Source organism: Varibaculum sp. GTC20041 (assembly GCF_055387755.1).
In genome coordinates this window covers 537,230-561,875 of record NZ_AP041144.1, presented here as the reverse complement: position 1 = coordinate 561,875, position 24,646 = coordinate 537,230, and the positions used below count along the sequence as shown (strand labels likewise).

The 24,646-nt window shown below is 54.4% G+C and carries 27 protein-coding genes; 7 read left to right on the top strand and 20 right to left on the bottom strand.

The annotated features are described in order from the left end of the window. Positions 1-61: 61 nt before the first annotated feature. Both ACZ5BI_RS02315 and ACZ5BI_RS02310 read right to left on the bottom strand, forming a co-directional pair. Positions 62-2,299 (bottom strand): ATP-dependent DNA helicase RecG, encoded by a 2,238-nt coding sequence (locus ACZ5BI_RS02315; protein WP_464896543.1) that lies wholly within the window; start codon positions 2,297-2,299, stop codon positions 62-64. Then, the gene (locus ACZ5BI_RS02310) at positions 2,296-4,230 is read right to left on the bottom strand and encodes a hypothetical protein (protein WP_464896542.1); all 1,935 of its coding nucleotides are present in this window, start codon (positions 4,228-4,230) and stop codon (positions 2,296-2,298) included. Before ACZ5BI_RS02310 ends, ACZ5BI_RS02315 begins: the two co-directional genes overlap by 4 nt. Positions 4,231-4,426: 196 nt before the next feature. On the opposite strand from ACZ5BI_RS02310, the gene rpmB reads away from it, so the two are divergent. The 5 genes from rpmB to ACZ5BI_RS02285 all read left to right on the top strand — a co-directional run bounded on the left by rpmB (position 4,427) and on the right by ACZ5BI_RS02285 (position 7,131). Beyond that, on the top strand, positions 4,427-4,612 hold the full coding sequence (rpmB, locus tag ACZ5BI_RS02305) for a 50S ribosomal protein L28 (protein WP_038109147.1): 186 nt from the start codon (positions 4,427-4,429) through the stop codon (positions 4,610-4,612). 380 nt (positions 4,613-4,992) lie between these two features. Continuing rightward, positions 4,993-5,613, top strand: coding sequence for a translation initiation factor IF-3 (infC, locus tag ACZ5BI_RS02300; RefSeq protein WP_399328684.1), 621 nt, complete (start codon positions 4,993-4,995; stop codon positions 5,611-5,613). 61 nt (positions 5,614-5,674) lie between these two features. Beyond that, positions 5,675-5,875, top strand: a complete 201-nt coding sequence (gene rpmI / locus ACZ5BI_RS02295; RefSeq protein ID WP_238127527.1) for a 50S ribosomal protein L35 — start codon at positions 5,675-5,677, stop codon at positions 5,873-5,875. A gap of 21 nt (positions 5,876-5,896) precedes the next feature. Beyond that, positions 5,897-6,277, top strand: coding sequence for a 50S ribosomal protein L20 (gene rplT, locus ACZ5BI_RS02290; protein WP_464896541.1), 381 nt, complete (start codon positions 5,897-5,899; stop codon positions 6,275-6,277). A 23-nt stretch (positions 6,278-6,300) separates the two neighbouring features. After that, positions 6,301-7,131, top strand: coding sequence for a TrmH family RNA methyltransferase (locus ACZ5BI_RS02285; protein ID WP_464896540.1), 831 nt, complete (start codon positions 6,301-6,303; stop codon positions 7,129-7,131). Positions 7,132-7,137: 6 nt separating this feature from the next. Here ACZ5BI_RS02285 and ACZ5BI_RS02280 read toward each other — a convergent pair whose 3' ends face one another. From ACZ5BI_RS02280 to ftsZ, 13 genes are all read right to left on the bottom strand, one after another. Next, positions 7,138-7,416 carry a type II toxin-antitoxin system YafQ family toxin gene (locus tag ACZ5BI_RS02280; RefSeq protein WP_316086575.1) on the bottom strand — a complete coding sequence of 93 codons (279 nt, stop codon included), beginning with the start codon at positions 7,414-7,416 and terminating at the stop codon, positions 7,138-7,140. Next, on the bottom strand, positions 7,413-7,658 hold the full coding sequence (locus ACZ5BI_RS02275; protein WP_238127534.1) for a type II toxin-antitoxin system RelB/DinJ family antitoxin: 246 nt from the start codon (positions 7,656-7,658) through the stop codon (positions 7,413-7,415). Before ACZ5BI_RS02275 ends, ACZ5BI_RS02280 begins: the two co-directional genes overlap by 4 nt. 229 nt (positions 7,659-7,887) lie before the next feature. Then, a complete protein-coding gene (locus tag ACZ5BI_RS02270) occupies positions 7,888-8,289 on the bottom strand; it encodes a Fur family transcriptional regulator (protein ID WP_316076752.1) in 402 nt (133 codons plus the stop codon). A gap of 30 nt (positions 8,290-8,319) precedes the next feature. Then, a complete protein-coding gene (holA, locus tag ACZ5BI_RS02265) occupies positions 8,320-9,288 on the bottom strand; it encodes a DNA polymerase III subunit delta (protein ID WP_464896539.1) in 969 nt (322 codons plus the stop codon). Next, positions 9,270-10,895, bottom strand: coding sequence for a ComEC/Rec2 family competence protein (locus ACZ5BI_RS02260; protein WP_464896538.1), 1,626 nt, complete (start codon positions 10,893-10,895; stop codon positions 9,270-9,272). The genes holA and ACZ5BI_RS02260 overlap by 19 nt, the downstream gene beginning before the upstream one ends. Before the next feature lie 7 nt (positions 10,896-10,902). Beyond that, complete coding sequence (locus ACZ5BI_RS02255; RefSeq protein ID WP_464896537.1) at positions 10,903-11,679, bottom strand: ComEA family DNA-binding protein; 777 nt, start codon at positions 11,677-11,679, stop codon at positions 10,903-10,905. 95 nt (positions 11,680-11,774) lie between these two features. Continuing rightward, positions 11,775-12,695, bottom strand: a complete 921-nt coding sequence (locus ACZ5BI_RS02250; protein ID WP_464896536.1) for an RluA family pseudouridine synthase — start codon at positions 12,693-12,695, stop codon at positions 11,775-11,777. Further along, a complete protein-coding gene (lspA, locus tag ACZ5BI_RS02245; protein WP_464896535.1) occupies positions 12,688-13,230 on the bottom strand; it encodes a signal peptidase II in 543 nt (180 codons plus the stop codon). Before lspA ends, ACZ5BI_RS02250 begins: the two co-directional genes overlap by 8 nt. Before the next feature lie 124 nt (positions 13,231-13,354). Beyond that, positions 13,355-14,155: a DivIVA domain-containing protein gene (locus ACZ5BI_RS02240; protein WP_278605994.1), complete on the bottom strand. Its 801-nt coding sequence runs from the start codon at positions 14,153-14,155 to the stop codon at positions 13,355-13,357. A gap of 182 nt (positions 14,156-14,337) precedes the next feature. After that, positions 14,338-14,667 (bottom strand): YggT family protein, encoded by a 330-nt coding sequence (locus ACZ5BI_RS02235; protein ID WP_278605995.1) that lies wholly within the window; start codon positions 14,665-14,667, stop codon positions 14,338-14,340. A 3-nt stretch (positions 14,668-14,670) separates the two neighbouring features. Next, positions 14,671-15,135 (bottom strand): cell division protein SepF, encoded by a 465-nt coding sequence (locus ACZ5BI_RS02230; protein WP_024059281.1) that lies wholly within the window; start codon positions 15,133-15,135, stop codon positions 14,671-14,673. A gap of 109 nt (positions 15,136-15,244) precedes the next feature. Further along, positions 15,245-15,991 (bottom strand): peptidoglycan editing factor PgeF, encoded by a 747-nt coding sequence (pgeF, locus tag ACZ5BI_RS02225; RefSeq protein ID WP_464896534.1) that lies wholly within the window; start codon positions 15,989-15,991, stop codon positions 15,245-15,247. A 6-nt stretch (positions 15,992-15,997) separates the two neighbouring features. After that, complete coding sequence (gene ftsZ / locus ACZ5BI_RS02220; protein WP_024059283.1) at positions 15,998-17,341, bottom strand: cell division protein FtsZ; 1,344 nt, start codon at positions 17,339-17,341, stop codon at positions 15,998-16,000. 194 nt (positions 17,342-17,535) lie between these two features. Here ftsZ and ACZ5BI_RS02215 point away from each other — a divergent pair, with 194 nt between their 5' ends. Beyond that, positions 17,536-17,964 carry an HIT family protein gene (locus ACZ5BI_RS02215; protein ID WP_238127541.1) on the top strand — a complete coding sequence of 143 codons (429 nt, stop codon included), beginning with the start codon at positions 17,536-17,538 and terminating at the stop codon, positions 17,962-17,964. Here the strand turns inward: ACZ5BI_RS02215 and ACZ5BI_RS02210 are convergent. Further along, positions 17,961-18,524 (bottom strand): DUF6912 family protein, encoded by a 564-nt coding sequence (locus ACZ5BI_RS02210; RefSeq protein WP_238127542.1) that lies wholly within the window; start codon positions 18,522-18,524, stop codon positions 17,961-17,963. The genes ACZ5BI_RS02215 and ACZ5BI_RS02210 overlap by 4 nt on opposite strands. Positions 18,525-18,816: 292 nt before the next feature. On the opposite strand from ACZ5BI_RS02210, the gene ACZ5BI_RS02205 reads away from it, so the two are divergent. Next, positions 18,817-19,440, top strand: a complete 624-nt coding sequence (locus ACZ5BI_RS02205; protein WP_278609273.1) for an Rv3235 family protein — start codon at positions 18,817-18,819, stop codon at positions 19,438-19,440. A gap of 143 nt (positions 19,441-19,583) precedes the next feature. Here ACZ5BI_RS02205 and secA read toward each other — a convergent pair whose 3' ends face one another. The 4 genes from secA to ACZ5BI_RS02185 form a co-directional block, all read right to left on the bottom strand. Then, on the bottom strand, positions 19,584-22,361 hold the full coding sequence (secA, locus tag ACZ5BI_RS02200; protein WP_464896533.1) for a preprotein translocase subunit SecA: 2,778 nt from the start codon (positions 22,359-22,361) through the stop codon (positions 19,584-19,586). A 162-nt stretch (positions 22,362-22,523) separates the two neighbouring features. Continuing rightward, complete coding sequence (metK, locus tag ACZ5BI_RS02195; RefSeq protein ID WP_464896532.1) at positions 22,524-23,717, bottom strand: methionine adenosyltransferase; 1,194 nt, start codon at positions 23,715-23,717, stop codon at positions 22,524-22,526. A gap of 65 nt (positions 23,718-23,782) precedes the next feature. Beyond that, on the bottom strand, positions 23,783-23,977 hold the full coding sequence (locus ACZ5BI_RS02190) for a Txe/YoeB family addiction module toxin (RefSeq protein ID WP_238127607.1): 195 nt from the start codon (positions 23,975-23,977) through the stop codon (positions 23,783-23,785). Between the two features lie 61 nt (positions 23,978-24,038). Next, entirely contained in the window at positions 24,039-24,296 is a 258-nt protein-coding gene (locus ACZ5BI_RS02185; RefSeq protein ID WP_101930281.1) for a type II toxin-antitoxin system RelB/DinJ family antitoxin, read from the bottom strand. Between the last annotated feature and the right edge of the window lie 350 nt (positions 24,297-24,646).

Below are 24,646 nucleotides of genomic sequence, written 5' to 3'. Positions count from 1 at the left end.
CATTCTAACCCTAGCGACGTTCACACAGTAGCAGCTCATGGTATAGCGATTACAGCGCATCTTATCCCCGTTCTAAAAATTCTTGTTCTTCTTCGCTGATCCGCCGCGATATCGCCTGGTGTAGCCCGGGATGCTGTTTCAGTTGTGGATCGGCTTCAACCAGCTGTTTTGCGTCCTTTCGTGCTTGGGAAATTACGTCTTCGTCTGCCAATAGATCCAGAATTTTCAATGAGGAGGCGCGTCCCGATTGACTATCCCCCAAAATATTTCCGCTTTCGCGTAGACGTAAATCAATCACCGCTAGCTCGAAACCATCGGTAGTCTTGGTGAAAGCATCGAGGCGGCGGCTGGCAAGCGTATCCGGCTGCGCCCCCGACCAGACCAGACAGATGCCTGCGAACTTGCCGCGCCCGACCCTCCCGCGCAGCTGGTGTAACTGGGCGAGCCCGAAACGGTCAGCATCGAGGATTACCATCATGGTTGCTTGAGGCACGTCTACTCCCACTTCAATTACCGTGGTAGACACCAAAAGGGGCGTTTTCCCGCTTATGAAATCAGCCATCGCACGGTCTTTTTCTTCCGCATCCATTTGACCGTGTAGCATCCCGATTTCAATTCCGGCAAGTGCCGGTAGCGTGCGCAACTGGCTTACGGTGTCGTAAACGTTAGCGAGGGCTTCTTTTTGGGCTGCTACGCTGGCCTGCGCGTCGTCCTCGTCCTCTATCAGGGTCACCCCTTCTTCGCTTTGCATACCGGGTTTAATCGCCGGGCACACCACAAATACCCGATGACCAGCTTTGATTTCTTCGGCGGCGCGCTGCCAGGTACGGGCTGTCCAGCTCCGATTAGCGGTATCTACCCGGAAAGTCTCGACTTTTGCCCGCCCTGGCGGCACCCCTTGCAAGGTCATATAATCCAGATCCCCAAAAGAGGTCATCGCTACCGAGCGCGGTATTGGGGTTGCAGTCATCACCAGCAGATGGGGAGTGCCCGATTCAGCTTGGCGCAACCGGTCGCGCTGACGCACCCCGAACTTGTGCTGTTCATCGATAACCACCACGCCGGGAGAAGTAAGTATTACCCGTTTAGATAGTAGCGCATGAGTTCCCACAATCAGTGCTGGTTGCCCCGTTTTAAGCGCCTCTAAAGTGCGGCGTTTTTCCGCGGCCGGCATCGAGGATGTCAGGCGATAAATCGGGACTCCCTGCCCCCCGCGCAAACTAAACCCTCCCGGCTGAGCCAGCTCCCCTAACAGGTTAGTAAGGGTAGAAAAATGCTGTTGCACCAAGACCTCGGTAGGAGCCATGAAGATCCCTTGCCGGCCTCCATCTACGGCTCGCAACATTGCCAGCAGGGACACCACGGTTTTCCCAGATCCCACATCCCCTTGCAATAACAAATTCATTGGGCGCGCAGATGCGATCTGCTGATCAATATCGGTTAAGGCCTGCTGTTGGGAGTCGGTTAGGGTAAAAGGCAAGTCGGAGGCAACCTGCTCGGTAAAGCCCCCGGGTACCGCCTGCAGAATCGGGGCATCTGCGGCGAGAACTTGCCGCCGCTGGGCTAAAGCCGCCTGCAATACGAAGGCTTCTTCATAGCGAAAACGCTGGCGAGCCGCCTCATATTGCTCGCGAGTTTGCGGGCGATGAATCTGCTCCAGCGCTGTGTTTAGTTCCAATAGCCCCTGTTCTGCGCGAATATCGGCAGGCAGGGGGTCATCGAAAGGTTGGGACTTTAATAGCTCTAAAACTACCGCAATCGCTTTTTGGGTAGTCCAAGTCGGCAGCCCTGCCTTCGCGGGATAAATCGGTTCAGGACGCTGCGCCTGCATTTTAGCAGCCTGATTACTGGTAGCGTCCAGGTTTTCGTCTTCCACCTCCTGATAGGAAGGATGGGACAGCTGCAGGCGTCCGCGGTACATACTGGGGCGACCAGAAAAGAGTTTTGTTTGCCCCACCTGCAACTGGGAGGACATCCAATTGATTAGATGCTGGCTTTTTGCCCAAAATACCGCATCCATGAGCCCTTCCCCATCGCTTAGTTGCAGGGAAAGCATCCATTTTCCTCCGCGGGTACGACGCCGGGAAGAGTCAGCTATTTGGGCGATTACCGATTGTTCTTCCCCTAAGATGAGCCCGGAAAAAGCCGTGAGTTCACCTAACTCGTGATAGCGCCGCGGAAAGAAATACAGCAGTTCCAGGGGAGTTTCAATCCCAAATTTTTTTTCTAGTTTTCCACCTGCCCGTCCCAAGACTTTCTTTAAAGATTCACCGGCCAGGGAGTTGGTTTTATCGCTCACGAAGACAGCACTCCCACTACGGTGGCTCCGCTTTGCCCGCCGCTAATCAGTTCGATCCGGATTCCCGGAGCCCCTTGGAACAGTGCGTTTTGTACCCGGGAGATCAGTTCTGAGTCTTCTCCTCGCCCGCTCAAGATCCTGGCCTGCACATCATCGCGGTTCACCGAGGAAGAAAGCATATCGAAAGGCATTTCCGGAGTAACGCTGAAGGTGCGTTGCCTAGCTAAGGAGTCAAAAGTGCGCGAACGCTGCAACTGGATTAATTCGGCGGGCGTAATTGCGGAAGATACCACTTGGGTGAGTGCGCGGGCAGCTTCTAGTACTTGCAGGTCATCTTGCGTGGGAGCCACCATTAGATCGATACCTTGATCTTTGGCGGGTCGAACTAGGTTGGTTAGCTCTGCCGCGCTTACCTGGTCACAGGGTAAGACTTGCACTACTTCTTGTTCCATTTCCGCGATTACCGGCAGTATTTGCAGGGGGATTCCCCGGCGAGAATACACTACCGTAGCCCCCAAGTTAGCTATGTCTGCTACCAGGCCGGGAGCCGAAGTGTAGGCTAACACCGCTGGTCTAATGGGGTGGATCGTATGGGAAGACCCCAGGCTCACCAGGTTGGAAGTCGAGGCTTCGGTTTCGACTGGTAGGGGCGGGCGAATCAAAACCATTCCCGATTTTTCGGGTAACAGTTCGATTACTCTGCGCGGATGCCGGCTGCGCACCAGCAATATGCGCGGCCCAATTCCCAGCATATCCGCCCTGCCGGTCATCGCCCCATAAACCCCGTTTTCTTCTAACTGCCTGCGTAGTTCCTCAAAACGTGAGTTATCGGTTTCTCCGCGCCAAGTAAGCATCAAAGAGTTCATTTGCCCGGGCGCATGCACTGCAGAATGGGACTGCGGAACCATGTCCCGTACCATCTGCAAACTGGTATTTACCGCTCCGACTTCTTGCTGGTTTTCTCGCGCATATGTTTCCAGCATGGCCGCTATTAACAGCATTAATACCGCTGCCCGGGCGTCGGGACGTCCTCGGTTATCTTCCGCGCCCTCGACTAAGGCAACTTGGCTCGCCAGCCAAGCCCGCGAAAGAATGTCTTCGATCGACATTTGTTCTGGCTGGGTTTCTAGCTCCGCATTTACCTCCTCTATCAGCCCCGATAGGGTGGGAGGATCTAGGCGCTCAACTGCGGGCAGCAGGCAGCGATCAGGGCAATCTCTACTGGAACGCAATATTTTTAACAGCTGGACTGGGTTTAGGGTGGGGGCGCTGGTCGCCCCGGCAGCAACGCTGGTTAACTCCGCCAGTACAATCCCGATCATTCCTCTGGCTCCCGCCAAGGAGGCATCGGCGACTGCCTCTAACACCCAGCGAGCATCCTTATCGGCACCGGCAGGTAATCCGGCAACTGTTAGCGCCACCTTATCCCAGGTGTATAGGGCATTGGCTCCGGTGTCGGAGTCAAGTTCACTATGTAGATCCATGGCATCTAGGGCTGACTGCCCCGCCTGTAGAACTTCCCCGCTAATCTTTACCCAGGTGCGAATATTAGCCCCGGTCACCAGGAGATCAATCCGTTCGGCAGATTCCAGGGTTTGCGCCACATTTTCCCGGTGCCGTTTAGCTTTTGGTTTCACCGACTTCGCTGCTACCGGCGGTACTTCGAAATCAAGTAAACCGGTGGTTCCCTTAGGCTCGACGCTCTGCGACGCTGGCGCGGAATTATCTTTTTTTCTTTGGGCACGAGGACGCGTGGGGGTTTTGCTCTTCTTGGCGCTTTGGCTGCCGCTATCGGTAACCTTTCCCCCCTGGAAATCATCTGTTTGGGAAGCAGCTGCAGTTTTAGCAGTTTTAACCGAGTTTTTATCCCGGGCGGCGCGAGCAAAATCTGCAAAAGAAAACAGATCCGCGAGGGGTTGTTCTTCTCCCACCGCCGCCTCCTTCATTACCTAAAGATGCACAGGGTTATCTTCTGCTTGCTCTAATAGTTTAGCGAGTTTTCAGTGAAGCCCGGCACAATAACCACCTGGTAGTTGGCTGTTGCCCCTCTAATCAGTTAACCTAGTCGGGTTGCCGATATCTGGATATCTTATCCCAGACCTAGAAGAATACTTGAAGGAGACTATCGTGGCTGCCACCTGTGACATCTGCGGAAAAGGCCCCGGTTTCGGGAAGAGCGTTTCGCACTCCCACCGGCGCACGAACCGCCGTTTTAACCCGAATATTCAAAGCGTGCGTGCAGTTGTTGGTAGCACGCGCAAGCGCATGAATGTTTGCACCAAATGCCTCAAATCTGGGCGGGTAGCTCGCTAGCTGAGAGGTAAAAATTGGCGCCGTCTGCGAAAAGCAGGCGGCGTTTTTATTTCTAGCTCCTTTTACTGGCGTCCCGGCCGCCCCCTACCTAAGGCGTGATGTGAGGAAGTTCAAAGGCCACCGGGGTGCTCTCAGCTTTCCTTAAGACGCCCTGGTCTGCTAGGTTAGGTATTAACCGACCAGGAAACTGGTGCGAAAGTGGAGGTTTTCCCACCTGGATGCTCTCGGGTATCGGGTAAGAACAGACGCTTAACGCGTCTGCGCGTTTTTCGCTGCCTCCGCCGAACAAGCGGGGGCTTTTCTTATTTGGTAAAGCCTCCAGAAATCTCAAGCAAGGAGTAGCTATCAGCAACGAGACACGCATTAATGACCGCATCCGGGTGAAAGAAGTACGCCTAGTTGGCCCCAGTGGTGAACAGGTAGGGGTAGTCCGGATCGAGGATGCATTGCGCCTAGCCACCGAAGCTGGCTTGGATCTAGTGGAGGTCGCGCCTACCGCGAAACCTCCAGTTTGTAAGTTGATGGATTACGGCAAGTTCAAATACGAGGCCGCACAAAAGGCTCGTAACGCTCGCCGCAACCAGGCAAACTCCCAGTTGAAAGAGATTCGTTTCCGTCTAAAGATCGATGACCATGACTACGAAACCAAGAAAGGTCACGTAGTGCGGTTCCTTGAAGGCGGGGACAAAGTGAAAGTCATGATTATGTTTCGCGGGCGCGAACAGTCTCGCCCAGAGCTTGGCGTAAAACTATTAGAGCGCCTAGCCGAGGACGTAACCGAGATGGCCACCGTAGAATCAATGCCCCGCCAAGACGGGCGCAATATGACTATGGTGCTGGCTCCCACGAAACGTAAACACCACACCAAGTCGGATCAGCGTCGTCGCCGTGATCAACAAAACGGCGAGACTATGAACCGGCAACAACTTAAGGATGCCCGTAAAGCGCGGAAAGCTAAAGAGGCTCAGGAAGCTGCAGCCGCCGCGAAAGCAAAAAAGTAGGGACGTCCTAACGCCTAAGAAACAGGCAGAACCACCGGCGTGCCGGTAGAGAGGAAATACAATGCCGAAGATGAAGACGCACTCCGGTGCGAAGAAGCGCTTCCGCAGAACCGGAAGCGGCAAACTGATGCGGGAAAAGGCCGGCAAGCGCCACCTGCTAGAACACAAGTCTTCCAAACAGACCCGTCGCCTCAGCCGTGATCAGGTAGTGGCTCCTGCCGATACCAAGCGCATTAACAAACTGCTGGCTGGCAACAAGTAGGCAAGGAGAGGATTAAGAGATATGGCACGCGTAAAACGAGCAGTCAACGCCAAGAAGAAACGTCGCACCGTACTGGATCGCGCCTCTGGTTACCGCGGTCAGCGTTCTCGCCTGTACCGTAAGGCCAAAGAACAGCTGCTGCACTCGGGCGTTTATTCCTACAACGATCGCCACAAGCGCAAGAATGATTTCCGCAAACTGTGGATTCAGCGGATCAATGCCGCTTGCCGCGCCCAGGGCATGACCTACAACCGGTTCATCCAGGGTCTGCGCCTAGCGGAAATCGAAGTTGACCGCCGGATGCTCTCCGAACTCGCGGTTTACGATATCGACACCTTTAATCAGCTGGTAGAAAAAGCTAAAGCTGCTCTACCCCAGGACGTAAACGCTCCAGCTGCTTAAAGCCTCTAACAGAAGTTAGCTTTTTGCTTAATCTACGCCTAGACACGATTGATAATCCTCGCTCCCAGCGGGTGCGGACTCTGGTCAATCTGTCTAGGCGTAGTTTTCGTTTAAAACAAGGTCTGCTCCTGGTAGAAGGACCGCAATCTTGCGCGGAACTGCTGCGCTTTTGCCCGGAAGCTGTTCGGGATGTCTATCTGTGCACCGATGCTCCCTGCCCCGCGATCCAGGTAGCGAGGACGGCTTTAGGGATTACCCGCTGGGTACATCCGGTTGCCCCATCGGTAATGAAGTTATTCGCGCCCTCGGCGCAAGGTATCGCGGCTACAGCTGACCTCTCAGCGCTCCCGAGCGAAGAACTCCCGTCCGCGGAGGTTTTGAAAGAGGGCGCCTGGGCAGTATGTGCACGAGTACAAGACCCCGGGAACCTGGGGACGATAATTCGGATTGCTGATGCCTGTGGCCTGGCCGGAGTCTTAGCCCTTTCGGGCTGCGCTGATGTTTCTAGCCCGAAAGTTATTCGCGCCAGCGCCGGGAGCCTTTTCCACTTGCTGGTTTACTCCGGTGCCTCCTTCGGGGCTTTAGCAGAGCTGAGCGAGGAAAACGACGGCTGCCTAGTGGGATTATCCGGTAAAGCGACTGTCGATTTACCTAGCTTTACTGCCTCCAATAACGTAACCGTCTCTCCCCTATTTATCTGCCTGGGTAACGAAGCCCAAGGTTTAAGTAACGAGGAAATCGCCCTCTGTAATGAAACTATCGCCATCCCTATGTGGGGAAAGGCAGAATCCCTAAACGTGGCAACCGCCGCCGCAATCGCCCTGCACGCCATCGCCAGCGCCCGCACTCGCTAAACCTACCTATTCCAAAAGATCAGCGTGACTACCAGTCCTAGTCAGCGATAGCACTAACTGCTGGGAACTAATTCTATAAATCAGTAGCCAATCAGGGCGGATATGACATTCGCGATGCCCCAACCAGTTTCCCGTTAGTGCGTGATCCTTTAGTGCTTTTGGAAGTGCTTCTCCAGCCGCTAACAGCCGGATAACGTCATCTAGCTCCTCTATGGGAAGCCCACGCCGAATGGCCTGCTTGTAGTCTCTCTTAAACCGGCTAGTCCATTGAATCTGGTAGCTCATGATTTTAGTTCTTTTAACGCCTCTTCGACATCCGAATAGCGTTTTGCATCTGGGTCAGCTAGTAATCTCTCTGCTTCTGCTAGAGCCATCTGGGTTTGATAGTTGGGCGATTTTTGACGGATTTCAAACGGAAATCCTCCCGCTTGGATAGCCTGACGCAAAAAAATATTAATCGCGGTAGTCATATTAACCCCTAGATTGCGAAAAATATCTTCGCTTTGCTGCTTAACATCTTTATCCATGCGTACACTGAAACTGGTAGTACCGGACATAGCAAATCCTCTCTCCTGCAATAAAATACATCTATAATAAGTCTATTATCCAGGCATTAGATATGCAATAGCTAGTTTATTCGTACTATCTGAGGTGCAGGATGAGGCTAAAAATAGTTCCGGAGGTGGCGCGATCCCTATAGTCAGGTATTTTGACTTTGCTGAGGGCGCTCGAAAGTAATACCTGAAACCTAGGAGATTATTCTGCGGGCTGGTTTGCACAGTTGGCGCACAAACCGAATACGTCTGCCATATGTTCAATATTGCTGAACTTATAGCGCCGAGAAATCTCGCCAATCCACTGTTCTAACTGGTCATCTTGCACATCTACCGTATAACCACAGTTTCGACATACCAGGTGGTGATGATGCCGGCGCGCCGCGCAGCGCCGGTAGAGGGTTTCTCCTTCCTCTGAACGCAAGCTGTCGAGTTCCCCGGCCTCAGTTAGCGCCTGCAGGTTGCGGTAAACAGTAGCCAGTCCCACCGCTTGTCCGGCTGAAACCAGGGCAGTATGCACTTGTTGAGCAGAACGAAAATCCGTTTCATCAGCCATGATTGCCATAATCGCGTCCCGCTGGCGAGTTTTACGCTGCATTGCCATTGCCTGTTTTACCTACTTTCCTGCATCTGCTCAGCTTTGCCGTAAAAGACAGATTTTCCTAACTGCCGCCTCCAGCGCATACTGTGGGTCCCGGCTAGCACCTTTAGCATCTTCATCAGCTTGCGCAATAATCTTAATCGCCTCCGCCAAGTGAGCATCACTCCATCCGCGTACTTCTCGCCGTGCTTTTTCCAGCTGCCAAGGCGCCATTCCTAGCTGGGAAGGGTTTACTCCCCGGGCGCTGACTTTTGCCAGGTTACGGAACTTTAGGGCGAGCGCACCTCCGATAGCGACCGGCTGAACTCCGGAAGAAAACGCTTGCCGCAGCAGCACCAGGGCGCGCGAAAGATTCCCCCCTGCGGCGGCATCGGCTACGTTAAACCCACTAGCCCCCACTCGAGACCCGTAGAACTGTTGTACTGCCTGCAAAGTTACGGCCTGGGGATAGTCAGAAACTAACTGGCGGGCAGCTCCGATTAGTTCCGCGAGATCCTCACCAAGCGCATCTACCAGCAGCTGCGCTCCGGCCGGCTCTATGCGCCCGCCGACAGTGCGCACTTCTTCGACCACCAAGGATAATTTGTCACGCGCATTCTTAATCCTCGCGACTTTTACTTCCTGTGCTCCCGCTTTCTTAATCTTGTCTACCTGGCGTTTTCCTTTATTGGATCCATCGTGCATGGCTACCACCCAGCAATCTGCTTGCGGCGCGGCTAAGTAACTTGCCAGATCTTGCCCTAAATCCTCGTCGGCGGATTCAAAATCGGGGATCACCACCAGGCGGGCTTCTCCAAACAATGAGGGCGAAGTCAAGGAATCTAGGGAACCTGCCTGATAACCGTTAGCAGTCACCTCGGTCACTGCTAGGGTGGGATCTTGGTTTCGTCCCAGTTGCTTTAAACGAGTCAGGGCGCGATCTGCCAGCAGCTTCTCGGGGCCGCGTATGAGCACCCCGGAACTTAAGGTGCAATCGCGCCAACTCATTTGCTTTGAGGCCATGATTTAACATTGCCATTTATCTTCCTTTTTGGAAAGTAGCAGCGGTAAATATAGGTCAGCCCCGCCGCCACTATCCCTAATGCTAAAATCCCTGGCGCGCCTGCTGTCCATGGCAAGATTGCGAATCGATTGGAGGCGACCGCCCGAGCCACTGTCATCACCCAAGTGCAGCCTATCCCCAGTATTTTTGCCAAAAATGTTCCAGGCAGTGGCAGGAATGTCAGGCAGGCTCCACCCCAGATCAGCAGGGTCACTACCGGGGCGATAGCTACATTTGCGAGGACGGTCAAGATATTGATTCCAGGACGAATTAACAGTTGCCCCGGCAGGCAAGCTAGTTGTGCCACCAAGCTCACTGCGCTAACGGACAGGAATGCCGCCAAGAACTTGCGGAAAAGTGCGGAATATTGCCGCAATAACCGAGGGGTTCGCCCACTCCCCTGTCTTTTTACTGCCGCTATTCCCCGGTGCAGTTTTTCTTCTAAAGGCCGCGCCGCCAATACTATCGCTGCAGTAGCGCTAACTGAGAGTAAAAACCCAGTATCGGATGCGAATCCGGGTTCAAAAATTAGCAGACCGATAATCGCGATTTCGAGGGCGCTAAAAGAATATGGCTCTTTGCCGCTAGCCAGTGCCAGCAGAGAAACCATCCCCATCACCGCTGCTCGCAGCAGCGAAGGAGAGGGCCCCAAGAGCAGGCAGTACCCCACTAACAAACCGGCACCCGCCAGCAGACGCCAGCGGCGTTTTAACCCCGCACTAAGTAGCGCTACCAAGGAAAGTAGCACCGAGATATGCATCCCGGACACACAGGTAATATGCACTATTCCCGCAGTTTTTAATGCCTCGGTATTCTCCGATGCATCAGCTCTGATTCCTAAAATCATGGCCGGCAGCAGCGTAGCTGCTGCCGGAGAATCTGCAGCTACCAGTTTTTCTTCCAGCCGGGTCGCGAACTTTTCTTTCAGGGCCGCCGCCCCGCGCGGCCCGGCTCTCACTTTGGGGCTAGCGATGATTCTTCCGGAGATCTCTAAGAGAGAATTGGCGCTGATTACCGTGGTTAAATTTTGGCTAGATTCCCTGGCATTAGGTTCCCGGCCGCGGGACGATTTTTTTAACTGCAACACGGTTTCTATAACCGTTCCACGAGGATATTTTGGCAGGTGCTGACCAAATGCCACCACTTTCACCCTAGTATTTACCGCTGGGGTATCTGGCAGGCGGGCTGATAGTAGGCGTAACTGGGTTATCTGTTGCTCGCTTGCCGGGTCATATTTTCGCGGCGGTGTCTCTACCATGGCTATCGCCTGGACTCGGTCGATCTGCCCCTGCCAGGCGCGCGCTAACGGGTCTGCGGCTATCACCCGCGCCGATTGGCTAATTGCCAGCGCCACCCCGCCCAACGCCCCTAAAGCCAGAGCGCCTGCCAAGATAATTCGGCTCAGATTTTTCCAGTAGCTGGCCAGCAAGACCACGGCAGCGCCCCCGAGAGTTAAAGCAGCGATAAGTGGCAACCATTGTAAGGGAAGAGCAGGTAAAACCAAGGCACCCAACCAGGCAATAATGGCTGCCGGCGTTAAACGTAAATCTAGGATTCTCCCCTTCATAGCTTACCTAGAGTCTGATCATTGCCGCCAAGGACGCGTATTTTTTCTCCCCAATTCCAGACACATTCTTCAAGTCTTCCAGGTTTTGAAAACGTCCCTGGGATTGGCGATAATCTACAATCCTTTGCGCGAGCGCCTGCCCCACCCCCGGAAGCTGCTCTAACTGTTGCTGCGAGGCCTCATTAATAGAGATTTTTCCGCCGCCCGCGCCGGCTGCAGCGCCCGCACCAGCTTGTTGCCCGGCACTTTCTGCCGCGCCTGCCCCACCTGGCTCCGCCCCTCCTTCCGGCGCGCTGTTTTCCTCTATTCCCACCCGCAACTGTTCGCCGTCACTGAGGCGACGCGCCAGGTTCAATCCCGACAGGTCGGTACCGGGAAGCGCTCCCCCGGCAGCTTTTATCGCGTCTTGTACCCGCGCGGATGCCTCCAGACGGACTACTCCCGGTTTTTTAACTTTGCCCACTACATCCACCAGTACCTCTCCGGTGGCAGCAGGGGGAGACCCCGGCGCGGCTTTAGCAGTAGCACTAAAACTTGGGGTTGTTGAAGATAACCCGCTGCTAGGAGTTTTACCTTGCGCCCACCCTGCCATCACCGCTACTATCACCACGGCTATTAGCGCAGCTAGCACAATTCGCGGGGAAGGAGCCCAACGCAGACGGGCACCGCCCTCGCCAGAGCGCAGCCGGGTTTCTGCCTGTTGCAAAAGCTGTTGTGCCCGCGGAACCTGAGAGGATGCCTGGCGAAACTGCGAGCGGGTATAGCTGGGTTTTTCTGGAGCCATAGAGCGAAAATAAGCCGCTGGCGCGTCCTCGACAATCTTTAAATAAACTGCAACAGGAAAAGCCAGCCCCGCCTAGCGCGGGGGACAAAGCTCAATCAGAATCCGCGGCGCAAGCGGGTTAATGCGTCCTTTAAATCAGCGGCCAAAGGCGCCTGAAAGCTCACCTGTTCACCAGTTACTGGATGGGTAAATCCTAAGCTCACCGCATGTAGCCACTGCCGTTTGAGCCCCAGTTCCTTCGCTAGCAGTGGATTTGCCCCATAGGTAGGATCGCCCACGATAGCGTGCCCAATTGCCTGCATATGCACTCGAATCTGATGTGTCCGCCCCGTCTCTAGCTGCAGCTCAACCAGGGTTGCCCTCGGCAAGGACTCCAAGGTGCGGTAGTGAGTTATGGCCGGCCTGCCCCCGGCAACTACCGCCATTTTGAAATCGCGGGAAGGATGGCGTCCAATCGGGGCGTCAATAGTGCCCGCGGCCGGATCTAGATAGCCTTGTACCACGGCCTGATAGATCTTCTTCACCCGGCGGGCGCGAAAATCTGCTTGCAGGCGGTCATACGCTAACTGCGACTTGGCCACCACCATCGCGCCGGAAGTCCCCACATCTAAACGGTGAACTATTCCTTGGCGCTCAAGTGGACCAGAGGTATCAATTTCTTGTCCCGTAGCCAACAGGGCCCCGATTACCGTTGGCCCTTCCCATCCGGGAGCGCTATGCGCCGCCATCCCCACCGGCTTATTGACCACCACAATATCTTCGTCCTGGTAAAGAATCGGCAGCGGTGCAGGGGTTTCTAGACTTTTTGGGCTTTCATCAGGCAACAGCACTTCCACCTGATCACCGGAGGCTACCTCCGCTGATTTTCGCGGAACTACTCCGTTTACCTTTACCTCATTTTGTTTAATCAGTTTGGCAACCAGCGAGCGAGAAATCCCCAGTTCGGCCGCTAATACTTGGTCAAGCCTTTTTCCTTGCGCGCTTTCAGAAACCTGCAGGCGAACCCGTTCACGCATCCTTGCCCCGCACCCGCGTCGGTTGGTAGGAGTGATTACCGCTAACCGAGGGGACGCCCAGCACCACCAGCACTACTACCGCAACTACCCCGACCACAATCGCAATATCCGCAACATTACCGACGAACATCGAACGGTAATTCAAAAAATCGATCACATGCCCCCGGAAGATTCCCGGAGGGCGAATGAGGCGATCGACCAGATTTCCCAGCGCCCCTCCGGCCAGCAGCCCTAGGGAAAGCTGCCAGGCACGGTTAGTCATTGCCCGTCCAGTCCAGACGATAATGGCTAGTACCACCGCCGCTATCACCGAGAACACCCAAGTGAAGCTCTCTGCCAGCGAAAAGGCCGCCCCGGGGTTACGCACCAATTGCAGACCAATAAAATTGCCAATAAAGGGTTTTTCAGGCGCTCCCAGTTCCAGGACGCTAAGTGCCCAGGCTTTAGTGATTTGGTCAACGATTAACACCGGTAGCGCTACGAAAACGAATATCACCAGGAGCGGTGCCGATTTTTGTTTTTTTCGCTGATTCATGTTCTTTCCAGGTCGGTTTGCTCTATGCCTAAATTTAATAAAAAAGTAGCGGCGCCACCACTTACGTGATGGCGCCGCTCTAATCCTCCCTGGCTCTTAGGAGGAACTAAGTTTAAGTTACTCGCTATGCCTCTTGAGCATCTAGTTGACCGATCAAAGCCTGTAGGTGTTCGCGCACCTTCTGGCGGTAATCATTCTCGAAGGCCTTCAGGTCATCGACCCGAGACTCTAGGTCTGCACGTTCGGATTCAAGCTGCTCTAGTACGCGACGACGCTCATCATTGGCTTCCCGTACGATCTGGTCACCCTTGAGGCGGGAATCTTCCAGAATCTGATCCGCTTCTTGCTGTCCATTGCGCACGTATTCGTCATGCACCCGCTGTGCCAGCGCCAGCATAGAGGTGGCATCCTCTGGCTGTTCAGAACTAGGCTGCGCGCCGGCTTGTGCGTTTTGCTCTGCCTGTGCCAGTTGCTCCCGCAGCTGCTCGATTTCCGCCACGGCCTGTTGGGTCTCTGCTTGAGACTGTGCCAGTGCCGCTTGGGCTTCCTGCTGGGTTTGGGCCAAGTGTGCCTGCAAAGCCTGGATTTGCTCCCCGGCTTGCGGATCGCCCTCGGCAGCAGCCGCCTGATACTGCTGTACCTGCGCCTGCATTTCCGCGATTTGCGCATTAGCGGTCTCAAGTTGCGCCTTTAGAGCTGCGGTTTCTTCACCGCTGTCGCTGGCAGTTACCTGACCACCATCAGCTGCCTGCTGGCGCGCCTCATCTAGTTCAGTCTTTAGGGACGCATTCTGATCCTGCAAAGTCGCGATAGTTTCCACGACTTCATCTAGAAACTCGTCAACTTCTTCTTGATCGTAGCCTTCACGGAACTTGGTCGCCTGGAATTGCTTCCAGTGGACGTCTTCAGCAGTCAGCAGAGCCATACCTGTCACCTCAGTTATCTATCGTGTTTTTCCCGAGGTAGGCGCTCTACCTGCCAGCGGGAACTTCTGCGCTATAGGTTGCAGTTGGAAACAAGCATACCGAAGATCTGCTCAACTTCCACATCATCAACAATAGTAACATCTATCATTTTGAGCAACACTTTAGCCAATTTTCTGCACTTTTATCCGTGCAAAAGAATTAGCAGCGCGTTAATCAGGTGGATCCAAATATTTATCAATACTGTGACCAGCAAGAACAGTACGATAAAACTCAAATCTAGGGCAATAGTCCCAAGTCGCAGGGGTTTAATGAATCTGCTTAAGAAACGCAAAGGCGGATCGGTTAATCCAAAAACCACATTACAAAGAAATAGCGTAACCGAGTTTTTTGGCCGCCAACTCGGGTTCAGTGCCATCACCCAAGACAGCACCACCCGCACTATCAACGCCAGAATATACAGCTGGAGCAGCCATCTGCCTATCTGACCGACCCAATAGACTAAAGTGAGCATCTATCAGCTTTGATTGAAAAAGTCTCTTTTGGATCCCAGCGAAGATTCGCCCTCGTCAACCTGTACAGACTTCGGAGAAAGCAAAAATACCCGGTTAGTAACTTTTTCAATTCCCCCATCCAGGGCGAAGCTGAGTCCGGCAGCAAAATCAATCATCCGCCGCGCTTCCAGGTCATTCATTGCCCCCAGGTTCATAATCACCGGAGTGCCCTCTTTAAAGGCTTCCCCAATACTTTGAGCCTCGTTATAGGTGGTAGGCCGGATCGTCACAATCCGTTTAAGCTCTGAAGCAGTCTCCGGCTGGGAACTGACTGCATGCGGGAAACGCAAAGCCGGTTCTACAATCCGAGGACGAGGGGTGGGAACTTCAGCATCCGGAACTGCGCTTTCCAGTTCATCGCTGAATTCTTCGTTCTCTTGTGGTTCGGACAGACCTAAATAGTCCATCGTCTTCCTCAAAGCGCCCATCAGGTTCTCCTTCTTTTAATACTGGTCTACAAAAACGTTAAACGGGACTGGGTTCTTTTTGAAGTATTACTACGGCGTGTTTCCAAAACTATGCACCTAAATGCGCAGTTCAGCCCGCTGGGACTTCTCGCTTACCCACCACTATTCCCGCGAACCTGCCCGTATGGGCGTCACGGCGGTAGGAATAGAGGTTGCGATCTTCAAAAGTGCAGCGTTTAGAGGCAAAAGTAATCCGGGCTCCCGCCGACTTGAGTTGCGATACTACCCCCGCCTGTAAATCCAACCCGGGACTTCCCATCCGGGTACGTGACCACGCGGCAGGCACATGTCCGGTCACGTGGGCTCGCATTGCCTCGGGAACCTCGTAGCAGGCTCCACAGATAGCTGGGCCAATAGCAGCGTGAATCTTTCCGGTTTGCGCCCCTAGTTTCCGCAACGCCAGCACCGCTTCGCGAACAATGCCGGTAACCATTCCCGCTCTACCGGCATGTACGGCCGCCACTAGTAGACCATCATCGGAAGCCAGTAATAGGGGCACGCAATCAGCCACCATCACTCCCGCTGCCGGGGTGGTTAGTCCCAGCTCTGCGAACTCACGAGTATCGATGACAATCCCATCGGCCTCTACCGGAGCATTGGTGTGACCAGGCCGGACTTGCACCACCCGGTTGGAATGGGTTTGGTGCATCCAGACGACTTTGCGCCCGATCGCCTCATCAACGATCCGGCGGTTCTCGGCTACGATATCGGGGTTATCTCCGACATGATCTCCCAGGTTGAGGGTAGCGTACTCGCCGGAGGATTTCCCCCCGATCCGGTTGGTAAAAACTGCCTGTGCGCCGCCGATGCGAAACATTTGAGCCTACCGCATGAAGTCGGGTACGTCTAAACCCGATTCTTGGTCGTCGTCCTCGAATACGCGCGGCACAGTTAAGGTGCTATCGTCCTCGCTCTTGCGGTTAACCCCGAAATTGTCGCGGTAGCTGCTGGAGCTTTCGTTTTCTTTGCGGCTAAAGGCATCGCGCGAGGGCGGGGTCACCGGGAGCCGGTGCGCCCCTCCGCTGACACTGGAGCGCGGAAGATCCCCCACGCTGCGTTCGTCCTGGTTCAGAACTGCACGGCGCGGAAAAGCCGGGATCGCGGAAGTGGCCGTGGAATCCTCGTTTTTCTCTGGCACAGAGGAGGTGGAGGAGGCGGCGGGTTTCGAGGCCGGCTCGGGCGTTGCTTTCTTCTCTACTCGCGCGCTCTTCTTGCCCTTCTTGGGATCATCGAACCCGGCCGCAATGATTGTCACCCGGATCTGGTCGCCCAAGGATTCGTCTACGTTGGCACCGAAAATAATATTGGCTTCGGGGTGCACCATTTCGCGTACCATATCGGCGGCGCGATGCACTTCCATAAGACCCATATCCGAGCCACCTTGGAAGAACATCAGCACTCCCAGTGCCCCATCAATATCTGCCTCTAGCAGCGGAGACATGAAAGCGGCCTCGGCGGCGCGAATCGCGCGATCCTCACCGGTGGCCGAGCCAATTCCCATCAGGGCGGTACCCGCTCCCTTCATCACGCTTTTTACATCGGCGAAGTCCACGTTAACCAGGGCGGAAGTAGTGATCAGGTCGGTAATGCCTTGTACGCCGGAGTGTAAGACCTCATCAGCAGCCGAGAAAGCATCAACCATAGTGATGTTTTGATCTGAGATTTCTAGGAGGCGATCGTTGGGGATCACAATAATGGTGTCTACTTCTTTTCGTAGCGCCTCTACCCCGGCTTCCGCCTGCGTCTGCCGGCGTTTACCCTCAAAAGAGAAAGGCCGGGTGACTACCCCGATAGTCAGAGCGCCCATTTCACGCGCAACCCGCGCCACGATGGGAGCGCCCCCGGTGCCGGTACCGCCGCCCTCGCCAGCGGTAACGAAGACCATGTCTGCACCTTCCAGGGTGTCTTTAATTTCTTCTTCGTTGTCAGCGGCAGCGCGTTCGCCTACCTTGGGGTCAGCTCCTGCTCCCAGACCGCGAGTTTCTTCCCGCCCGATATCCAATTTGACGTCTGCATCTGACATCATCAGCGCTTGCGCATCTGTGTTAATCGCGATGAACTCTACGCCTTTAAGCCCGAAATCGATCATGCGGTTAACGGCGTTTGCTCCGCCCCCGCCGATGCCTACGACTTTAATATCTGCCAGGTTAGTATCTGGTACTGTCACGGTCGCCCTCCGATCTAACCCTAAAGCTTTAGTTTAGAGTTAGGATTATTAGCCCTCTTGGTCAAACGAAAATCCTATGTAAAGAGGAGTTTTCAGCAAGCATTCTGGGCGCGTGTTGCCCATTTCTCCATAAAAGTCTCTCATTTGCCATCCCGGCATATCATTAGAGACAAGAACTACCCCAGGAGGAGACCATGTCCACTATTTTTACTCGGATTATCGCTGGCGAAATCCCCGGCGAGTTCTGCTGGAAAGACGATATTTGTGTCGCCTTTGCCGACATTAACCCCATCACCCCCGGACATGTATTGCTGGTTCCTCGCCGGGAAGTAGAAAACTATTGGGATGCCCCCACAGACGAACTGCAACACCTGATGAAAGTGGCACAGATTATCGGGCGTGCTCAACGGCAGGCATTCGGCGCTGAGCGCTCCTGCCTGAGTATCGCGGGATTCGACGTACCCCACCTGCACCTACACCTGATTCCGGCGAACTCTATGGAGGACATTAAGTTCGCTCACGCCCAACCGGCCACTGCGGAGGAGATCGCTACCTCTATGCAGACGTTGCGTCAGGCGATTGCCGCCCAGGGATACGCCCGCGAGGCGGAAGCTAGCGCCTAAGAAACAGAATTTTCAGCTAGCGAGCGGCGCAGATAATCAAGTTCGCTGGCATCAAACCAGGAAAGTGGCTCCGCCGCTAGCTCTTCCCAAAGCTCCAGCTGCGCTGATTCTGCTTCCGGTAGGTCATTGCCGCCGTTTTCTGGTATTTCACTGCGGGTATCACTAAAGTTACCGCGGCTCCACGCCGCTGCCAGCCGGGAAGGAAGCTGCGTCCTAAGCTGGGTGCAAAGCTCCAAGTTATCCGGAGAGTCCACATGCAGGCTCACTAAGCGCTCCCAGTCAAAGCCAGACTTGACTGCAAATACGCCGGGGGCATTTTCCGCGCCCAACTCCTGAGGGTTAACATCGAGCGCCGCGACTATTCGCCCCGGATACCCCACTACTTCTCCTTGCAGACAAGACATAGCGGACATAGTCATCGCCAAATCTTCCGCCTGCTCACTATCGAGAGGATCAATTCCCCAAAGCTGACAGAAATCAGCACTGCCCTGCCAGGCATTACGGGAATATAGATGCGGCTCAAACAGGTCAGATACCGCTAGGGGAAGATAAATTCTCATCTCGCAATTGTAGCGGTTTGCCAAGAGTTCTTTGGCCTGCGGCGCGGCGTTGCCCGGATACTCGATTGTCAACTAGCAACCAACCCAAAGGCCTCATTAAAAACTCACCTGTCTTTAATTCTTTCTTAATTTAGGGGTCGCTGACAGCTACGCTTTAGAGACTTTTATTAAAAGAAGAATCTGCATATACCTGTTTAAACAGTTCGAAAACGCCAATTGGCAACGGAGCCCCCTTACCCGCGCCTCTCTAATGAATTAGAGTTTTCCTCTCATATTTAAAGGATGTGAGTCGATGAGTTCAGCAGCGCCAGCCCTCCTTCTCCGGGAGGTCACAGAAAATGATGTTTCCCCAGAGGTAAAAAACGTAAACCGGACTCAAGAGCTATTTCCGCCCGGCAAGCCCCTGGTAACAATTTGTCCCCAAGACAGTGACACTCCCGGGCCCTACGCCATAATTTGTCCCGCACTTCCGCGAATCCCCTTAAGCCCCAAATATGGCCCCCTGGAAGTCCAGACCCTGCTTCCTCGCCCTCAAGCCCGTAAGAAAACCCCCGCAAACCCGCAAGCTGCCTCATTATCGTCATTACCCCAGATAAAACCATGGGTGGCAACGGCCGTGAAAACCATATTCGAAGTGTTTTCTGGCCGCCGCTCCGCGCAGGCGGTAACCAACTGGTTTACCCCCGAGTTACAAGGCTCCTTCTTGGCGTTAGCACGCAGCGAGCGCCATCGTCCTCTGCCTACAGCGATTCAGATCCGGCGAATTCTTTGTCGCAAAGCCGGGATCGGGACTGAGGGCGGCGACGCCTTCGAAGTGGCAGTGAGCATCAGCGATGGCTCGCGGGTACGGGCGGTGGCGATGCGGATCATCCCCTGCGGCAAAAAATGGAGAATCTCCGCGCTTGAGATCGGGTGAACGCATACGCCAGCAGCTGCGGAAAAGCCATCAGTTCCGTATGGGTTTACCTAGGGATTCCCCGCCCGATTACCGCAAGCCCAGCCACAACGAAATCTCAAAAGTACCGCTAAGCGTTGAGCTACAAGCGCTCCCCGGAAGGATTAGCGACGCTTCTTACGCTTCTTTTGAGCCCGGCGCTGAGCCCGGTTTCCGCCTTGCGCGGCAGTTTGCCGCGCCGCCTCGGCGCCAAAAGCGGAGCCTTGCCTAGAAGCTCCCGCGCCCGCCGGCACCGTTTCCGAGGATTCCTTATGTCCGGTATCCCCCATCACCGAGCCTTCCGCTATCGCCTTCTTCTTGGCTTGTTCCGCCTGCTGCTTTTCGGCCTCTAACTGCTGCTCATAGACCTGCTGGAACTGGTGGGCAAAATTGAAGATCCCAGTCACGGTATCTTCACGCACCTGCCCCATCATGTTTTCGAACATGAGCGCGCCCTCGGACTTATACTCCACCAAGGGGTCACGTTGCCCCATTGCCCGCAGGCCAATACCCTCTTTCAGATAATCCATCTCATAGAGGTGCTGCTGCCAAAGGCGATCAACCGTAGCTAGCAAAACGCGGCGTTCCAGTTCCGCCATCGGCTGGTCACCCAGCTGATCAATCGCAATCGGGTTCTCGTTAACCTGATCGAGAATTTCTTCATAGGCATCGGCAATATCGTTTTGCAGCATATTTTCCAGCTCGGAAGCCGAAATATGTAGGAAAGAGCCGTCCTCGTCTTTGAGCTCCGAGAGGGAGGCGCGCACCGGGTAAACCGCACGCAAATTGTTCCACAGTGCTTCTAGATCCCATTCATTGGAATCGGCGCCTTCACTGGTGGTGTGGGTGACCGCTTCTTTTATCAGCGTGCGCAGGTAGGAAGGGATCAGCTCATCGAGATCGATTTCCTTTTGCAGCACTTCTTGACGTTCGGTATAAATCAGATCACGCTGATCGGTCATTACGTCGTCATATTTGAGGACGTTTTTACGGATCTCAAAGTTCTGCGCTTCGGTTTGATGCTGCGCTGATTGGATACGCCCGGAAACCATCTTGGATTCTAGCGGCAGATCCTCCGGGTAGAGCGAAGAATTCATAAAGCGGGTAACGAACGCCGCCATATTCTTCATCATCAACGGATCGTCCATTGCCAGGTAGAAGCGGGATTCCCCGGGGTCACCTTGACGACCAGAACGTCCTCGCAACTGGTTATCAATGCGGCGCGCATCGTGGCGTTCAGTACCGAGGACGTATAGTCCGCCCAGGTCAACTACCTCTTCGTGTTCGTCGGCCACCTCGGCCTCGGCCTGAGATAGAGCATCCGACCAGGCTTCACGCCACTGTTCGGGAGTTTCTTCCGGATCCAGGCCCTGCGCACGCAGCTTCTGATCCGCGATATGTTCCGGGTTGCCGCCCAGCATAATGTCGGTACCACGCCCCGCCATATTGGTGGCCACAGTGACCATGCCTTTACGTCCGGCATCAAAAACCACCTGGGCTTCATGGGCGTGCTGTTTAGCGTTCAGCACATTGTGCGGTACCCCGGCCTCATCCAGCATGATGGAAAGCTCTTCCGACTTGGCCACATCGGTAGTACCTACCAGAATCGGTTGGCCTTTTTCGTGGCGTTCCTTAATATCGCTGACAATCGCCTTGAGCTTGCCGCGGCGGGAAGGATAAACCAAATCCGGTTGATCGATGCGGATCATCGGTTTGTTCGACGGAATCGGGATTACCCCAATCTTGTAGGTGTTCATGAACTCGGCCGCTTCGGTTTCCGCGGTACCGGTCATGCCCGCGAGTTTGTTGTATAGGCGGAAATAGTTCTGCAAAGTAATGGTGGCCAGGGTCTGGTTCTCGGCTTTAACCGGGACGTGTTCCTTGGCCTCGATAGCCTGGTGCATTCCCTCGTTGTAGCGCCGACCTTCCATCACGCGCCCGGTATGTTCGTCAACGATTAGCACTTCCCGGTTACGAACTATATAGTCACGATCCCGTTTGAACAGCTCTTTCGCTTTGATTGCGTTGTTGAGGAAGCCGATTAAGGGTGTGTGGGAGGCTTCGTAGAGGTTCTCGATTCCTAAGAAATCCTCGACTGCGGCGATCCCCACATCGGTGACCCCCACGGTGCGTTTCTTTTCGTCGACCTCGTAATCCATATCTTTTTCTAAGCGGGTTACCAGGGAGGCAAATTTGTTGTACCACTGGTCTGCTTCGCCTTGGGCAGGACCGGAAATAATGAGCGGGGTCCGCGCTTCGTCGATCAGAATCGAGTCCACCTCGTCCACGATGGCGAAATTGTGTCCTCGCTGGACGATATCCTCTACCCGCTGCACCATATTGTCGCGCAGATAATCGAACCCAAATTCGTTATTGGTGCCGTAAGTAATATCGGCTTGGTATTGTTTTACCCGTTCGGTGGGGGTTTGTCCGTTGACGATACAGCCCACGGTTAGCCCCAGGAAGCGATAGACGCGCCCCATTAGTTCACTTTGATAGCTGGCGAGGTAGTCGTTAACCGTGACTACGTGCACGCCCTTGCCACTAAGCGCGTTGAGATAGCTGGGCATGGTAGCAACCAGGGTTTTACCTTCACCGGTTTTCATTTCGGCGATATTGCCATTATGGAGGGCGATACCCCCCATTACCTGCACGTGATAGGGCTTTTGTTTGAGGACGCGCCAGGCGGCCTCCCGCACGGTAGCGAAGGCGTCAACCAGGATTTCATCCTCGCTTGCCCCGTTTGCCAGTGCCTCTTTAAACTCGTCGGTCTTGGCTTTTAGCTCTTTGTCACTGAGGGCGGCGTATTCGTCCTCTTTCGCCACAACTTCGTGAGCTGTCCGGTCTAGGCGCTTAAGGATACGCCCCTCGCCCATGCGCAGGATTTTTTCAAAAAATGACATCAGTTCTCCCGTGTGTTCGCTCCGTTTACCGATTCTATATGGCTGCGGCAAAAAGTACGATTAGTTGTTTTAGTTTTTTCTTTAGGCGTAGCGCCTGGTGGCGCGAGTTTTAGGCTCTGAGATTGGCTCGCTGGTTTTTATGCTCCTAGTTTGCCCGCTGTTTTATGCCCCCAGCTTGGCGCGCAACTCCCGCGCCATATCGGTATCTTCCCAGGTGAACCCGGAACGCCCGAAATGCCCGTAGGCGGCGGTACGCGAATAGATAGGTCGGCGCAGCGAAAGCCGGTCGATAATAGCTGCCGGACGCAAGTCGAAAGCTTCCCGGACTGCCTGCAAAATCTGGGTCTTATCCGCTTTTTCGGTACCGAAAGTTTCCAGTTCTATCGACACCGGGTGCGCCGAGCCAATAGCATAAGCCACCTGCAGTTCTGCCCGATCCGCAAGGCCGGCTGCCACCACGTTCTTGGCTACCCACCTGGTCGCATAGGCCGCGGAGCGATCAACTTTAGAAGCATCTTTTCCAGAGAACGCACCCCCGCCGTGGCGCGCCATCCCCCCGTAGGTGTCGACGATCAGTTTGCGACCGGTAACGCCAGTATCAGCGGCCGGGCCACCCAATATGAAGCGTCCCGCCGGGTTTACCAGGGTGCGGAAGTCACTGTCTTCAATCCACGGAACCTGGGCGATAACCGGGTCAATCACCGCGGATTTTACTTCTTCACGCAGGTCTTTGAGGCTGACGGATGCTAGATGCTGAGTCGAAAGCACGATGGTGTCAAGCCCCACTGGACGTCCGTCCTCGTAACGTACCGTTACCTGGGTTTTCCCATCGGGGCACAGGTAGTCGAGGATTTTTTCCCGCCGTACTTTTTCGAGCTGCTTCGCTAAGCGGTGTGCCAGCCAGATCGGGGCGGGCATTAAATCAGGGGTTTCGTTGCAGGCGTAACCGAACATCATCCCCTGGTCGCCGGCTCCCTGCTGGTCAAAAGCATCTACCGCCGATCCTTCACGGGTTTCCCACGAGTCTTGCACTCCTTGAGCAATGTCGGGGCTCTGACGGTCAATAGATACCAGCACCCCGCAAGAATCTCCATCGAAACCAATATCAGAGGAGGTGTAGCCGATTTCGTTAATGGTTTCGCGCACCAGGGTTTGCAGGTCTACATATCCGGAAGTGGTGATTTCGCCGGCCAGATGCACCTGCCCGGTGGTCGCCATGACTTCCACGGCAGACCTGGCTTCTGGGTCTTGTTCTAGCAGGGCATCGACTATGGAGTCGGCGATGCGGTCACAGACTTTATCAGGGTGTCCGCTGGTGACGGATTCAGAAGTAAAAATCGACTGCTTTGGGCTCATGGTTTCCAGTTTATGGCAGGGCTGGCGGTTGCGGGAATTGGGAGAGACGTGAACGGAGTTAAGCGTCAGAAGTCACCATAATGGGTTCCACACTGCACTATACGCAACACCTCGCCATCGATTTTGAACACCAGCCGATTTTTTTCATCGATGCGAACGCTCCAGTATCCAGAAAGATCTCCCCGCAAAGGTTCAGGTTTACCTATGCATTTGTACCCGTTACGGTCAATTGACTGTATCAACTTCAATATTCGTCTCACAGTTTTCTTGTCTTGTTTCAACCAATACTGAAATTCTTCCCAAGAATAATCTGTCCAAGCCTTAATCACCGGGCAAAACCTCGTGAATGGTACCGCCAGTTTGTTCCATTTGTGCTATTGAACTGCGCAAACGCTTCATATTTGATTCTGAATAGAACGGATCAATAGCCACCTCGAACGGGATCCGCTTCTCCCGCACCACCTTTGCAGCAAACATGGTGTAGGCGCTGGTAGCTGTAAGCCCCAGTTCTTTACACGTGGCTTCAAGAGATTTTTTCAAACTAGCATCCATCCGAAAATTGACAGTTGCTTGTGCCACTTCAACCACTCCTTAAATACAAATCTCAACTTATGAAGTACATATTAGAGGTTTTTCAACACAAATGGAACACTTTTTTACATTTTGCACTCAACTGCCGTCACTTTCACCAGCCTGAGACCCCCCACTTACGTAGGCTCCCACCCCCTTAGTCGGCCCTGGAGGGTGTTTTTGTCACCTTCTCCGCGCCGGAGGGTGATCTGGTATCGGGAGGGTGATTTTGTCCGGGGAGGGCGATTCTGCACGACCCCACAAGTAGTTCCAGGTACAACGCCGACAGTTCCACCCTCCAAAGACGAATACACCCTCCAGAGCGAGTAGAAACACCGGACGCAGACTCCCCTAAACGG

Coding starts and splice junctions, on each gene's coding strand:
- rpmI (WP_238127527.1), top strand. CDS start 5,675: ATGCCGAAGATGAAGACGCACTCCGGTGCGAAGAAGCGCTTCCGCAGA.
- rplT (WP_464896541.1), top strand. CDS start 5,897: ATGGCACGCGTAAAACGAGCAGTCAACGCCAAGAAGAAACGTCGCACC.
- ACZ5BI_RS02280 (WP_316086575.1), bottom strand. CDS start 7,416: ATGAGCTACCAGATTCAATGGACTAGCCGGTTTAAGAGAGACTACAAG.
- ACZ5BI_RS02275 (WP_238127534.1), bottom strand. CDS start 7,658: ATGGATAAAGATGTTAAGCAGCAAAGCGAAGATATTTTTCGCAATCTA.
- ACZ5BI_RS02270 (WP_316076752.1), bottom strand. CDS start 8,289: ATGGCAATGCAGCGTAAAACTCGCCAGCGGGACGCGATTATGGCAATC.
- holA (WP_464896539.1), bottom strand. CDS start 9,288: ATGGCCTCAAAGCAAATGAGTTGGCGCGATTGCACCTTAAGTTCCGGG.
- ACZ5BI_RS02260 (WP_464896538.1), bottom strand. CDS start 10,895: ATGAAGGGGAGAATCCTAGATTTACGTTTAACGCCGGCAGCCATTATT.
- ACZ5BI_RS02255 (WP_464896537.1), bottom strand. CDS start 11,679: ATGGCTCCAGAAAAACCCAGCTATACCCGCTCGCAGTTTCGCCAGGCA.
- ACZ5BI_RS02250 (WP_464896536.1), bottom strand. CDS start 12,695: ATGCGTGAACGGGTTCGCCTGCAGGTTTCTGAAAGCGCGCAAGGAAAA.
- lspA (WP_464896535.1), bottom strand. CDS start 13,230: ATGAATCAGCGAAAAAAACAAAAATCGGCACCGCTCCTGGTGATATTC.
- ACZ5BI_RS02240 (WP_278605994.1), bottom strand. CDS start 14,155: ATGGCTCTGCTGACTGCTGAAGACGTCCACTGGAAGCAATTCCAGGCG.
- ACZ5BI_RS02235 (WP_278605995.1), bottom strand. CDS start 14,667: ATGCTCACTTTAGTCTATTGGGTCGGTCAGATAGGCAGATGGCTGCTC.
- ACZ5BI_RS02230 (WP_024059281.1), bottom strand. CDS start 15,135: ATGGGCGCTTTGAGGAAGACGATGGACTATTTAGGTCTGTCCGAACCA.
- pgeF (WP_464896534.1), bottom strand. CDS start 15,991: ATGTTTCGCATCGGCGGCGCACAGGCAGTTTTTACCAACCGGATCGGG.
- ACZ5BI_RS02215 (WP_238127541.1), top strand. CDS start 17,536: ATGTCCACTATTTTTACTCGGATTATCGCTGGCGAAATCCCCGGCGAG.
- ACZ5BI_RS02210 (WP_238127542.1), bottom strand. CDS start 18,524: ATGAGAATTTATCTTCCCCTAGCGGTATCTGACCTGTTTGAGCCGCAT.
- ACZ5BI_RS02205 (WP_278609273.1), top strand. CDS start 18,817: ATGAGTTCAGCAGCGCCAGCCCTCCTTCTCCGGGAGGTCACAGAAAAT.
- secA (WP_464896533.1), bottom strand. CDS start 22,361: ATGTCATTTTTTGAAAAAATCCTGCGCATGGGCGAGGGGCGTATCCTT.
- metK (WP_464896532.1), bottom strand. CDS start 23,717: ATGAGCCCAAAGCAGTCGATTTTTACTTCTGAATCCGTCACCAGCGGA.